This is a genomic window from Calditrichota bacterium (assembly GCA_016867835.1).
In the GTDB taxonomy this organism is placed as follows: Bacteria; Electryoneota; AABM5-125-24; order Hatepunaeales; family Hatepunaeaceae; genus VGIQ01.
This window is the reverse complement of the sequence record VGIQ01000077.1, coordinates 1-13,829: the sequence shown is the minus strand read 5'-3', so window position 1 is coordinate 13,829 and position 13,829 is coordinate 1. Positions and strand designations below refer to the sequence as shown.

The window sequence follows — 13,829 nt, the reverse complement described above, 5'->3', positions numbered from 1 at the left end:
GTCGATTTCCTCGACCTTTACGCCATCCGACCGGAAGGAGTGATTGCCGCTCCTCGTGAAGCCGCCCGTGTCGTCTTGCGCGTCACCGGCATCGAAGGCACGGCGCTTGATGCGGCCAGCGACCGGCAATGGCTCCATCCCTACGGTGACATCATTTGCGAGCGGATCGTGCGGCCGGGCGCCGACTCGCTCGCGCCCGATCCGGCCTTCAGCAAGCCTTCGCCCTACATCGAGTCTAATGCTCCGGCGATACTTGCTGCCTCCCGGAAGGCATTTTCGGGCGGGCAGGACCGACTCGACAGCCTGGCACGTCTGGCGCGCTGGGTCGATAGTTATATGACCAAGACGATGTCGGGAGGACTGCCGTCGGCACTCGCGGTGCTGCAGTCGGCTGAAGGCGATTGCAATGAGCATTCGGTGCTCTTTGTGGCGCTGGCAAGAGCCGCCGGCATTCCGGCGCGAATCCAACTCGGCGTTGTCTATCAGCAGGGTCGGTTCTACTACCACGCCTGGCCGGCGGCGTGGGCGGATGGCAATTGGGTCGAATACGATCCGACCTTCGGGCAAACCGAAGCCGACCCCTCCCGGCTCGCGCTCGCCGCGGGGGACATCTCGGCGGTTTCCTCCATCGTGAATAGGATCGGCCGCATAGGCATCACCATCGTGGAGGCGCATTGAGCGGCCCGACGGGTGAACCCAAGCGTCCCGTCGTCCTGACCGGACGGGCGCGGCTGGTGCCGGTTGCCGATGTAGATACCGATATGATCTTCCACAACCGGCATCTGCACCTTGTCGATCGTGGTGAGATGGGGCGGCACATATTTGGAAACCTGCCCGGCTACGAGTCGTTTCCGCAGTCCTGCCAGGCGGGCGACATTCTCATCACCGGCGCCAACTTCGGCTGCGGTTCGTCGCGTCAGCAGGCGGTCGATGGGCTGATTGCTTTGGGGATTGCGGCGCTTGCGGGGGTTTCGTTCGGAGCGATCTACAAGCGCAACGCGGTCAGCGCCGGGCTGCCGATTATTATTATACCGGAGATCTTTTCAGCCGGGATCGCCGAGGGGGATCGAGTGACCCTCGACCTTCAGACCGGCATGTTAGGGACACCGGAGGGGAGGGCATTATGCACCGGCCGGCCGCTCGACCGGGTGCAGATGGACATCTATCAGGCCGGAGGGCTGCTCAACCTGGCCTAATGCCGGTCAAGTCTTCGCCATCAAACAGTGCACGGCATCAAGTGAGTCAACAATGAACGCATCCAAGATCGTCATCTGGGTTGTCGTCGCAGCGATCGTCGTCTTCGTTGCCATCAAGGCGTTCGACCTCTTCCGCGAGAACATCGCGCCCGAAATCGCCGATCCTACCGGCGAAGCCGCCGAAACGAGCCCGCTCCGCGACGACTCGCCAGTCTTTATCACCTTCGACGACAACTACTACCATCGCACCGGCTGCAAGTTCATCAGCGGACCGAAGGAAAAGGTCGTCTTCAGCGTCGCCCGGCAGCAGGACATTGCGCCCTGCCCGAGGTGCATTCCGGCAGAGTAAGGTCAGGCTTCGCCGAGCCTGCGGCGCAGCGTCACCTTGGCGCGAAAGATGAGCGATTCGGCGGACTTTAGCGACACGCCGAGCGCCTCTGCTGTCGCTTGAACCGAAAGGCTATCGATATAGCGCAGGTGAAGCGCGGCGCGCTGCCGGGCCGGAAGTCGCGCCAACTCGGCAGTTAGACGACTTTGAAAATCGCTTGCTTCGGCACGGTGGTCGGGACGGTCGGATTCGGAGGCGGGTGGATCGGGCCAATCGCGGGACGGGGAGAGCGAAAGGATATCGAGGAGTTTACGCCGCCGCAGGCGGCTGATGGCGCGGTTAAGGGCGACGCGATAAAGCCAGGTGGTGAATTCGGCCGTCGGCCGGTAACGTTCCGGAGAGATCCACAGTTCGAGGAATATGTCCTGCGCCAAGTCGCGCGCCTCTTCGCGCCGGCCGAGCATCCGGTAGAGCAACCCGAAGAGACGGTCTTCGTGACGTTCCAACAGGACCCGGAAAGCATCCTCGTCCTGTCGGCGAATCTGCTCCAGGAGACTCTGGTCGGTGGCTGCGGTAAGGTCTAAAGGCAACTCCAGCCAAATTTGGGCTTGGGACTACAAGTCCCGCGGGTCGATAAGCACTCCGGCGATGGCCGTAGCGGCGGCTACGAGTGACCCGGCAAGGTAGATCTGGGCATCGGGCGGGCCGTGACGGCCCCGATAGTTGCGGTTCGTCGTATAGACGCCGACTTCGCCCTCCCCGATCAGACTCGGTCCCGAGCCGAGGCAGGGCTGGCACGAGGGAGGCGCGATGGAAGCGCCATGCCGGGTGAAGAAGAGAGCCAACTCCTCCTCGACGATCCGCCGGATCGCCCCGTGCGTTGCCGGATAGAGCCCGAGCCGCATCGAGGGAGCAATGGTGTAGGACTCAAGCAGTCTCACGACGGGCAGAAAGTCCTCGAACCGGCCTCCGGTGCAACTGCCGATAATCACTTGATTGACCCGCACTTCGGGCAGCGAACGGACCCGGACGGCATGGCACGGAAAGTGCGGTAATGCCGCCATCGGCTCGATCGAACCGAGATCGAAACCATAATCCACAGCATATTCACGCTCTGTCGGGGGGGGGAGTTCCGGAAGGTTGGACGGCAGCCCAAAAGCCGAGAGGTATGCGGTCGTCTGACGGTCGGGAGGTATCCAGACGGTAAAGGCCCCCGTTTCGGCGGCGAGGTTGGCGATGACGAAGCGATCTTCGACGTCGAGGCTATCGAGCCCGTCGCCGTCGAACTCGATAGCCCGGCCCTGAGCCGCATCGGGTCCGATCCCGGTAAGAATAGTCAGAGCGAGATCCTTGACGGTGCAATACGCGGGCAGGCGTCCGGTGAGAACCACCCGCACCGCTTCAGGCACGCGCAGCCAGACCGATCCGGTTACCCAAGCCGTCGCCAGATCTACGCCGCCGACCGCCGTTGCGACCGCGCCGAGCGCACCATAGGTGGTGAAATGAAGATCGCTCCCGATGACCAGATCGCCGGGTTGGATTAACCCCTGCGCTGCCAGAAGCGTTTGACACCCGCCCGACCGCCCGGCTTGAAAGTAATGCCCGACCTTCTGCTCCCGGGCAAAGCGGTCCATCGCCGCGACGAGCGTCCCCGCGGCGGCTTCCTTGGTCGGCACCAGATGACCATTAACCAGTGCCAGGCGGCCCGGATCGATCCGTTCGCTGCCACCTAACTCGCGCAGATAGGCGAGGATATGGGGGAAGATGATCTCGCTGCCGACCGCGAGGTCGTGGCGAAAAAGGAGCGTCTCGCCAGGTTCGACGCTCTTGCGGCCCGAATGGCAGACAAGGATGTGCCGGACAGCGCTCACGATAAGGTTAAGGCGCCTTGGACTAAGTTGTGCAGTCCTTCAAGTTACGCCGCATTTGCGCTGCAGACAACGGCACGGCTTCGCCTATTGGGGCAGCGGCATTCAATAATTCGCTTGCAGAGAGATGGCTTTTCGAGCCAAGTAGTGAATTTTGACCAGTTTTGCATTGGGAATCTTGACAGACCTCGTATTTTGTTATAGATTCGGAGGAGCAGACTGGGAGGCGACTATCCCCCAAAGTTCCCAAGGGCCGGATTGTTTCCGCCCAAGGACGACTGGATAGCCGCCCTCCAAGTGGCAACCGATACAACTTATTTGCCTGTTGCTGAAGTTCATAACTGCCTGACCGCCGGCCAGCGGGGCCGGTCCTATCCCCGATAGGTCGCGTCCGCCCGTCATCCGTTCACCAGCAGCCGCAAGGGGGCTGCCCGTTTAATTCACCATTTGTCCCACGATTCCGGTTCGTTCAGTCCTCGGGCGAGCATCTTCGGTTTGAGGCTCATTCGCCATCATCAATAATATCATAGATCAACAAGGTATCGCTCCCGCATGTTAAGAAGGAAATCCCCGCCGCCCTCCGGTGAGCGTCGTTCCGGCGCGCCTGCCAACGGGCATACCGGGCGCTTCGATCCCGACCGGAACGTGCGCCGCCTGCCTTCGAACCCCGATAACGAAAATCGTCGCTCACCCGCACCCGCGGCAGTTGCCCCCCCGGATGACGACAACGGCTATGAGGATGTCGAGGGCTTCGATGTTGCCAAGCACGACGGCCAGGCTCTCGACCTGACCAAACTGAAGTCGATGCGGATCGGCGATCTGAACGAGTTCGCCCGCTCCATCGGCATCCCCGACTACAGCGGCCTGCCCCGGCAGGACTTGATCTTTGCCATCCTGGAGAAGCAGTCGGCGACAGCCGGCTTTGCCTTTGCCAGCGGAGTCCTCGAAATCCTTCCCGACGGCTACGGCTTCCTAAGGTCGCCCAAGTCGAACTTCCTGCCCGGTCAGGACGACGTCTATGTCTCGCCGTCGCAGATTAAGCGCTTCAGCCTCCGCAAGGGTCACATCGTCTCGGGTCAAATTCGTCCGCCTAAAGACTCCGAGCGCTTCTTTGCGCTCCTGAGGGTCGAAGCGGTCAACCTCGAAGCGCCCGAGGAGTGCCGCGACAAGATCCTATTCGACAACCTGACACCCTACTTTCCGACACGGAAGTTCAAACTGGAGTCGTCCGCCGGCGACCCGTCGATGCGGATCATGGATATCTTTACCCCGATTGGGATGGGCCAGCGCGGCTTGATCGTAGCGCCTCCCCGCACCGGCAAGACCGTCCTCCTCCAGAAGATCGCCAACTCCATCGCCGAGAACCACCCCGACGTCTTCCTAATCGTCCTGCTGATCGATGAGCGCCCCGAAGAAGTAACCGACATGGAGCGCACGGTTCGGGGCGAAGTGATCAGTTCCACCTTCGACGAGAAACCGGAGCGGCATATACAGGTGTCGCAAATGGTGATGGAGAAGGCGAAGCGGCTGGTTGAATACAAGAAGGATGTGGTGATTCTGCTCGACTCGATCACCCGGTTGGCGAGGGCGCACAATACGGTGATGCCCCATTCAGGGCGCATCCTCTCGGGGCGGCGTCGATGCAATGCGCTCTACGAACCGAAACGTTTCTTCGGCGCCGCACGCAACATTGAGGAGGGCGGATCGCTCACCATCATCGCCACGGCATTGATCGAGACCGGCAGCCGGATGGACGAGGTGATCTTCGAAGAGTTCAAAGGCACCGGCAATATGGAACTGGTGCTCGACCGAAAACTCTCCGATCTCCGCATCTTCCCCGCCATCGACATCAATCGCTCCGGCACCCGCAAAGAGGAATTGCTCCTCTCGGCTGAGACGCTGGCTCGAGTCCATCTGCTGCGGTCAGTCCTCTCAGACTACAACACCGTCGATACGATGAAGTTCATCCTCGAGCGCATACGCGCGACGCGGTCGAACGAGGAGTTCTTCCGGGTGATGAACTCGTAGGTCATTCCGCATCAACCATTTGAAACGGGAGGTGCGAAGGCAGGAGGTATTGTGCCCCCCTATCATTCGCCTTGCAAATGTCGTATATTATGGTGTTGGACATCAATTGCCCGATCGTCGAGCCGCCGGCTCTCCATAAACAACTCACCACGAAGCGGAGGGTAGCAATGCCCCGAAACGTCCTGCGCGCATATCTGTTGGGCCTTTGCGCCCTGGTCGCCTCAACTTCCGTCGCCGCACTTCCCGCCACTGGCGAGAGCGCCGGTCTGACGGCATCGGTGCGTATAGAGTCCGCGACGCCGCAATCGACGCGGCTGGTGATCGAAACACCCGACAGACCGCTGGAGCGTGTTCAGGCGGACTTTGGCACTGTCGATATCAGCCGCCTGGACGGCGAAGGCTTGACAGTCCGCGAAGGCTGGCCCGAATTGCCGGTCATCTCGCGGATGGTGCTGATCGATCCGGTTCTGGGCGCGCATCTGGTTGTCCATTCGATCGATAGCCGGTTCGAATCGGGTCTTACGCCGCTCTATGTGCCGCCGCAGGACGGGAGCGCATCCCTCGACCGGCCCGCCGAACCCTCGCTGGAATACCTTTCGCACGACGGCTTCTGGCCGCCCGAGGCGGTCGTGACCGGTTCGCCGCTAATCATGCACGGCTACCGGATGCTGCCCATCACGCTATTTCCGGTGCAGGTGAACCCGACGACTGGCGAAACGCGGATCAACACCTCGTTCGACTTCGAGATCGCCTCCTTCGGTGTCGGCGAGAATCCGATTGCTGATCCGGGCCGGCCTACGGTGCCTTCGACCTTCGACCGGATCATCGACAACCTCGTTGTAAACCCGCCGCCCCGCCGCGATGTACCTACGCCGGACCGGGGCGCCTACCTGGTAGTTTATAAAAATGCCAACGGAGTCCTGAACAGCCTTCAACCGCTCCTGACCTGGCGCGCCCGGCAGGGCTGGGACGTCCGCCGCATCGAGGTCGCCAATCAGGACGTCAACGGCATCCGAGACCTCATTCTCAACGCTTATCGCAACCTCCCCGTCCGGCCCGAGATGGTCGTCATCGTCGGGGACGTGGACGGCAGTTTCGGCATCGGCAATTTCAACGGCGGCACCTCGGATCACGACTTCTCCCTGCTGGAGGGCAACGATCAGGTGCCGGACGTTCACTATGGGCGCCTCACGGCGCAGGACTTGGGGACGCTCGACCGAATCGTCGCCCGGACCGTCATGTATGAAGCCGACCCGCAGATGCAGGACCTCGATGCCTACCGCCGCGGCGCGGTGATGGCAAGCGACAACTACGGCATCTCGATGAAGTCGCTGAGCAAATGGGTGAAGCGCGAAGCCCGCGACCGCTGGGGGGTCAATGATACCCACGAGTGGTATAACAGTGCCCCCTATCAAGGTCAGGGCGGTGCACAGTTTGCCACCAGCGAGTTCGAGCGCGGGATTGCCTTCTTTACTTATCGGGGCTGGATCGGAATGGAAGGCACAAGTGCCGGCGTCATAATGAACTTCCGCGCCAACAACCGGATCGGTTTTGCCACGCCGATGACCTGCGCCACCGGCAACTACGGCACCGAAGCGAACTCCATCTCCGAAGCGATGTTGCGCTCCCCCGGCGGCGCGGTCGGAGCCATCGGTTTTGCCACCTCCAACACCCATACCGCCTACAACAACGCTTTCTTCATCGGCATTTGGCACTCCGTCTTCAAGTTGGGGATCAACCACTTCGGCGCGATGGTCAACTATGGGCGCTATGAGATGTTTCGCCACTACCAGCCCTTCGGCGACGGACAATTTCTCGGTTTCGTCAAGTGGGGCAACCTGATGGGCGACCCGGCGACCCGGGTCTGGAACGGCGTGCCGCGGCGGATCACGGCTGAATACACCGCAACGCTGCCTCTCGGCGGGACAAACGTTCCAGTGAGCGTCGTGTGGGATGATAACGGCGAGCCTGCCACCGGCGTTGAAGTCTGCCTCTACAAAGCCGGAGACAACTTCCAGGATGTCCGGATAACCGACGCCAGCGGGACGGCGGTCTTTACCCTGCCCAACACTCTGACCGCCGGCGGGTTGTTGGTGACGGTGACGGGTCGTAATTCCAAGCCGCATATGGGACAGATATCCATCGCCCGGGCGCCGCAGTATGTCGGCCTCTCGACCTGGGCGCTGACCGCCGATGACGATCAGGATGGCTACGCCAATCCGGGCGAGGCGTTTAGCATCGCCGTCGATCTGATCAATCGTGGTTCACAATCGGTCGAAGGCGGGCTGACGATAACAGTCGAGGCCGACTCCCCCTGGCTCGACGTGCTTGACGGCGAAGCCGGCTCGGATGGCGCGCTTGCGCCCGGCGCTACGACCACCGTCGATTTCACATTTCTGATGAACGCTTCGGCGCCGGACCGGATCGATGCGCCGGTCAATTTGATCGTTCGCAGCGGCGAAACGCTCTGGCGCTCCCGGTTCAACGTCCAGCCCCGTTCCCCGAAGATACAGATCGACAACCTCCGCTTTGCCGGGAGTCCGCTCGTGCGCGGCGCGGTGCGGGACCTCGATCTCATAATCTCCAATCAGGGAACCAAAGCCATAGCGCCGTTTGCCGTCCAAATCTGGACCGACACGCCTTCGGTGACGTTGACCGATGCCGAAGCCGACTATAACGGCATCGATCCTGAAAGTGCAACCGGCGCCGCGGGTTCGGCATTCCGGATTCGGGCGCATCCTTTTGCCATACCCGGCCGGACCGTCAAGGTCACGGCGGCGATCTTCAGCGAGTCCGGCTTTGCGGATACCGCGAGCGCTACATTTACCCTTGGCCAGCCGGGCAATACCGATCCGATTGGACCCGACTCCTACGGCTACGTCTGCTTCGATTCGGGCGATACGACCTGGGAAGCGCATCCCGCCTACGACTGGATCGAGATCGACCCCCAGACCAACGGTCGGCGGTTCAACGGCATCAATACCAGTCTGAGCGATGGCGGCAACAATCAGGATCAGAGCCGGTTGGTCGCGCTGCCGGTGCCGATCACTTACTACGGGCAGGAGTTCAACCGGATTACGGTCAGCACCAACGGCTGGATGGCTTTCGGAGACTGGTCTGAACTGACCATGTCGCGCAACCGGCGCATCAAAGCCGGAGGCAGCGCCTCGGCTGCACTATATCCCTTCTGGGATGACCTGACCACCGGTCGCATCTCAACCTATTGGGATGAACAGGACAGCCGGTTCATCGTCCAGTGGCATGAGATGCGTTCCCTCGGCAATGGCGCCGGTCCCCAGACGTTTCAGGTTCTGCTCTACACGAATGGCGATATCGTCTTCCAATACAAGGATATAAGCAATACCAGCCAGGGCAGCACCGATACCCCCTATTCGACAGTCGGCATCGTCAACCTCGACAACACCGACGGCATCGAATACACCTACTACAACACCTACCCGGCCGGTGCAAAGCGGCTTGAAAACCGGATGGCAATTAAGTTCACCCCCAATTCGAACTTCATCACCGGGCGCCTTGCCGGGAGGATCACCGACGCCGCGACCGGAAGCCCGATCGTAGGCGCCGAAGTCCTGACCACCAAGGGCTTCTGGGCGATGTCCGACGCCGATGGTAACTATTTGATCGACGACATCATCGTCGATGACGGCTACAGCCTGACGGCCTCCGCGCAAGGCTACAACGACTCCACGTGGGCTGGCGAGGATGGCCGCGGGTTCACGATCGTCGAAGGCGAGACCTTCGAATACAACCTATCGCTGCTACACCCGGAGTTCACCCTCGATGTCGAACGTTTCGCCTTCGAGATGGAAGCCGATTCGACGACCGAGACCGGCTTCGAACTGGTCAACACCGGCAACGGGACGCTCGGCTTCCGGAGCCGCTACGCGCTGCTCGATCCGGACGGTGCTCCCCGCCGCGACGAGCCGTGGGACCCGATGCTGATCATCGAAGCGAGCCGGGCGGTCGAAGACAACGCTATTCAGTCGGTGGTCTATGTGGGGAATCACTGGATCGTTGCCGGCGGCAACAACCGCGAGGAGACCAACTACTTCTACCGCTTCAGCAAAGAGGGTGAATACGTCGATCGCTTCGAACAGCCGGTGAATGGACCTTATGGCATCCGGGATATGGACTACGCCCTCGGAGCCCTCTGGTGTGCGACACAAACGACGCGGATCTACAAGGTGAATCCCGACGACGGGAGCGAACTTGCGAGTTATGAGATACCGGTGCGCAACTTCTCGCCCCGCAACATCGCCGTCGATCCGGCTACCGGCATCATCTACCTTTCGGCAATCTCCGGCACCCGGTTGATTCAGTGTTTCCGGATCGACCCGGATACGCAGCAATTGGTCTTTGTCCGTAGTTACCCGAAACTCGATCCGCGCGACGGCGAAATCATAATGGACAACGGTCTGGCCTGGTTCCGCGACGACCCCGACGGTTTCAATCTCTATCTGTTGTCGAACAACGAGCCGGAGCGCGACACTTCGCGGGCGGACATATCTATCTACAAGATGAATGTCTCAAATGGTGAGATTCGTTACCTATTCTCGCCGCCGTCGGGGGTGATCCCGGCTTCGGTTCAGGGCCGGTGCGGGATGTCTATCACACCGAAATGGGACAACCGCGCCTATGTCCTGGCAGCCGTTCTCGACAATGCCGCCGACGACCTGCTCGGGGTTTTCGAACTGGCGCCCAACTCCAGTTGGATCGATTACACGCCTCGCACCGACACGCTCCTGGCGGGAGAATCGACGCCGGTAGTGATCACCATAACGAGTGCCGATCTCGATACCGGCCGGTATGGCGTTCAGATCGAGTTCCTCCATAACGCTGGAGCGGGCATCACTTTCATCCCGGTCGAACTGAACGTCGTCGGGCAGTTGATCCGTCCGGCCGTTCGCGAAGATGACGCCACCCCTCTGGACTGGAGCCTCAGCCAGAACTACCCGAATCCATTCAACCCCTCCAGTCAGATTGCCTTTAGTATTAAGGAGAAATCCGACGTCCGGCTGGAGGTCTTCGACTTGCAGGGGCGGCTCGTAGCGACACCGGCGTCAGGTGTTCACGAAGCCGGACGCTACCGGGCAGTTTTCGACGGCGGAAGCCTCCCGGCCGGGCTTTATGTCTATCGCCTCGTAGCCGGGCCTTTCACCGCCGCGCGGAAGATGCTGTTGATTAAGTAGCATTTCCGACAAACTGACCATAGTGAGCGGACGGCCTGGTGTGTCGTCCGCTCGCTTTTGGCTGATTGCCACTTCGCGGTCTCCTGCAATGTTGCTTGACAACTGAGGCGGCAGTCGGTATATTGCTATGTCGAGGCCGGGCGGAATTGCACCGGGAGAGTCTTACCTCACCGGCCCTCCATTCAGACCAACGTCACCACCGGGAGAGTCTCCAATGACCCTGCGTAACGTCTTGTTGACCTTAATGTTAGTAGCGTTGACCGGCGGTCTGTCACCGGTCGGCGACGTTCTCTACGCTGCCGAGTCGGCATCGTCGGACGGCACAGGCCGGATTGCTCCGCAGATGCATCGCACGCCTTATACTCCCTTGACTCCCCGCCGCGACGAACCGGCTGAAGTGGTCTTCAGCGAGACCTTCGAGGAAGAGCCCGACGACTGGACCACTACCGACCTTACCAATGCTGTAACCGCCTTCCACAAGAGCAACTTCCTGGCGCGTCAGCAGGGCGACCTCCTCTGGTGGTGCGGGGACACGATCGAGGGCTATAATCAGCCTTATATCGGCTACGACAATTACTGGCTGCAATACCTTGACACGCCGGTGCTTGATCTGTCGCAAGCGGGCGAGAATCTAGTCTTCACCTTCGATGCCTATTGGTTACTCGAAGACCCACGCCGCCTTCCTCCAGGCGATCCCTACAACGGCTGGGATGGCTTTACGGTGCTGATTTCGACCGACGGCGGCAACAACTTTTCGATCATATCTCCCGAGTCGCCGGGCTACACCGCGACGCGCATTTCGGCGATGGAGCGGTTCTGGATGCTGCAGGGCGAATGGCGCGGCTGGGTCTATCACTCGGGCGATTGGGGGGCGGCTGACGAACAGAACCCTCAACCGCAGTGGGTTCAGTGCCGATTCAACCTCGCCAACTTTCGCCGCAACAATGTGGTCATGCGGTTTATGTTAGCCACCGACCGGACCGTATCGTCGGTCTATTCCGGAGCCGGCGAAGGCAACTTTTACCTGCGCAACGGCGGGGTGCTCGTCGATAACTTGTTGCTTTCGGATGGCAACACCACCTTCCTGCGCAACTCGGCGGACAATAACCCTGTTCCGGCGGAATTGATCCCCCGTCGGGCGCCCGGCTTCGGCAATCGCTGGCAGCGCACCGAAGCACAGGCTCATGGCGGTGAGTTCTCGATGTGGAACGACGACGACGGCTTCAACCTGATCAACACCCTCGATTCGCCGCCCTTTGAAGTGCCGCAGGGCTTCAATACGCACTTTCAGTTCTGGGTCTGGGCCGATCTTCCCGATGCCGTCCATCAGGGGTCGGCAAACTTGAGCGACTTCTACCAGATTTACACTTCGGTGGACGGCGGGGCGACCTGGACCTACCAGACCCACGATTATAACCGTGCCGACGCCGGCGGGCAGGACTGGGCGCACTACGTCCCGGGAGTGCCATTCGCCGGAAACGTCGAACTCTCGCTTACCGACCTCGCCGGTCAGGAGGTTCAACTGCGCTGGATGTTCCGGACCGACAACGACCACCGCGAGGGCAATGGGCGCGGCCTCTTCCTCGACGATATCGAGGTGATTGCCTCCAACCAACTCCCGCGCGACATTGCGATGCGGGACCTGATCGTAGCCTATCCGCTCACGGTCCGCTACCGGATTGCCGGCAATTCGGCCTGGATGGACAACGTCGGAACGCGGGATCAGAGCGGAATCTACTCGTGGTGGGGCTGGTTCGACAATCAGGACTCGCGCCGCTACCCGACGACGACGCCCTATCCCTCCATCGCGGTGGGCGAGAGTCTGCGGGTTAACCTGACCGACTTCGTCGATCGCCGTAATCCCGGCTGGACGCCGCTATTGCCCGGACTCTTCACCGTCTGGGCAGCCTCGAACCTCGGCGCCAACACCCCGGCAGATGACACCGACGACGACCAGAATCGAGCCAACGACTCGGTCGCAGTGTCGGGGGTTCGCGTTTGGCCGGCAGGCATCTACGAACTTGGCTACGACGCCCGGCTTGTTCGGTATGCTTACAACTTCGACCGCGGCACCGGGCCGATGACGCGGTTCACCCCGTCGGTGCCGGGACTCGATCAGTTCCACCTCGCGGCGCTCCATTTCCGATTCGCCCGCAATCAGAACGTAACCACCCAGTTCCGACTCCATATCTACGGCGCCGGCGATGCGACGACTCCGGGGCAGGAAATCTACACCCGGATGATCGACGTCCCGGTCGACTCTTGCTATCCCGGCAATCTGACGTTGTCGCTCTCGAATGTCGAAGCAGTGCGCACACTCTCAGGCGATTTCTGGGTCTGGTGTGAGATACTTCGCGATGACCGCTGGCCGCAGATAATCGGTGACGACCAGCGCACCGGCGCCGGCCGCTTTTTCAATTTCAACGGCAACCAGACTACGGCTTACGACGCCGACCTGATGATGCACGCGCTTGTCATTCCAGCGGCTAACACCGCGCCGCGTATCGGCGAATCGACCAGCCTCGTCGATTTTGGGGAATCGGTTCCCGGAGTTCCGGTGGCGCGAAGGTTCAGCATCTATTCGACCGGTCTGAACCCTCTCGTGGTGCGCAGCGTCCGTTCGACGAATGAGGCTTTCGAGGTGGACTGGCCCGGTGAACGGACGCTGGTTACAACGAATCAAGTCTCCTTCAACATCTATTTTACACCGCAGGACCTTGAACTCTACAGCGGCAATCTCGTCATCGAGAGCAACGCTGAAGCGGCGCCCGAGGTGTCGCTCATCGGTTCCGGCTCGCTCGCCGCGCCCGGTGAGGACCGATCTCTGCCATCGGGCTTTGCCTTGGTCGGGCCGTTCCCGAATCCGTTCAACAGCCGGACGCAGTTCAACCTGACGCTGGACCGGGCAGGAAGGGTCGAACTGGCGCTTTACGACCTGACGGGCCGTCGCGCCGCGACGCTTCTCGACCAGGTGTTAGCCGCCGGTCGGTACGAGATTTCGCTCGCCGGGCACGACTTGCCAGCCGGACTCTACTTTGCCGAACTAAAGTCGGCGGGCCGGACGGCGCTGCGCAAGGTGGCGCTGGTGAGGTAATCTTTCGGCATTCTCCCTGAGGGGCGGGCTCTGCTTGCAGTCCGCCCCTTTTGCTTTCGCCCCTTGGATGCTGACGATTGTCAGCATAGTGTTCCGGATTAGAAC

8 protein-coding genes are annotated in these 13,829 nt (G+C 61.0%); 6 read left to right on the top strand and 2 right to left on the bottom strand.

Annotation, left to right across the window (positions count from 1 at the left end; all coding sequences use genetic code 11):
• The 3 genes from FJY67_08495 to FJY67_08485 all read left to right on the top strand — a co-directional run.
• The coding region (locus FJY67_08495) for a transglutaminase domain-containing protein (protein ID MBM3329492.1) at nucleotides 1-678 on the top strand (678 nt) is incomplete at its 5' end.
• An 83-nt stretch (nucleotides 679-761) separates the two neighbouring features.
• A complete protein-coding gene (locus FJY67_08490) occupies nucleotides 762-1,196 on the top strand; it encodes a 3-isopropylmalate dehydratase (protein ID MBM3329491.1) in 435 nt (144 codons plus the stop codon).
• Between the two features lie 52 nt (nucleotides 1,197-1,248).
• Nucleotides 1,249-1,545, top strand: coding sequence for a hypothetical protein (locus FJY67_08485; protein MBM3329490.1), 297 nt, complete (start codon nucleotides 1,249-1,251; stop codon nucleotides 1,543-1,545).
• A gap of 2 nt (nucleotides 1,546-1,547) precedes the next feature.
• Here the strand turns inward: FJY67_08485 and FJY67_08480 are convergent, their stop codons facing one another.
• Both FJY67_08480 and FJY67_08475 read right to left on the bottom strand, forming a co-directional pair.
• Nucleotides 1,548-2,126 (bottom strand): sigma-70 family RNA polymerase sigma factor, encoded by a 579-nt coding sequence (locus FJY67_08480; protein MBM3329489.1) that lies wholly within the window; start codon nucleotides 2,124-2,126, stop codon nucleotides 1,548-1,550.
• A gap of 12 nt (nucleotides 2,127-2,138) precedes the next feature.
• On the bottom strand, nucleotides 2,139-3,395 hold the full coding sequence (locus FJY67_08475) for a 3-isopropylmalate dehydratase large subunit (GenBank protein ID MBM3329488.1): 1,257 nt from the start codon (nucleotides 3,393-3,395) through the stop codon (nucleotides 2,139-2,141).
• A gap of 549 nt (nucleotides 3,396-3,944) precedes the next feature.
• Between FJY67_08475 and rho the strand changes: the two genes are divergently transcribed.
• The 3 genes from rho to FJY67_08460 all read left to right on the top strand — a co-directional run bounded on the left by rho (nucleotide 3,945) and on the right by FJY67_08460 (nucleotide 13,724).
• On the top strand, nucleotides 3,945-5,420 hold the full coding sequence (gene rho, locus FJY67_08470; protein MBM3329487.1) for a transcription termination factor Rho: 1,476 nt from the start codon (nucleotides 3,945-3,947) through the stop codon (nucleotides 5,418-5,420).
• A 77-nt stretch (nucleotides 5,421-5,497) separates the two neighbouring features.
• The gene (locus FJY67_08465; GenBank protein ID MBM3329486.1) at nucleotides 5,498-10,630 is read left to right on the top strand and encodes a T9SS type A sorting domain-containing protein; all 5,133 of its coding nucleotides are present in this window, start codon (nucleotides 5,498-5,500) and stop codon (nucleotides 10,628-10,630) included.
• 127 nt (nucleotides 10,631-10,757) lie between these two features.
• Nucleotides 10,758-13,724, top strand: a complete 2,967-nt coding sequence (locus FJY67_08460; GenBank protein MBM3329485.1) for a T9SS type A sorting domain-containing protein — start codon at nucleotides 10,758-10,760, stop codon at nucleotides 13,722-13,724.
• The last annotated feature ends 105 nt before the right edge of the window (nucleotides 13,725-13,829 follow it).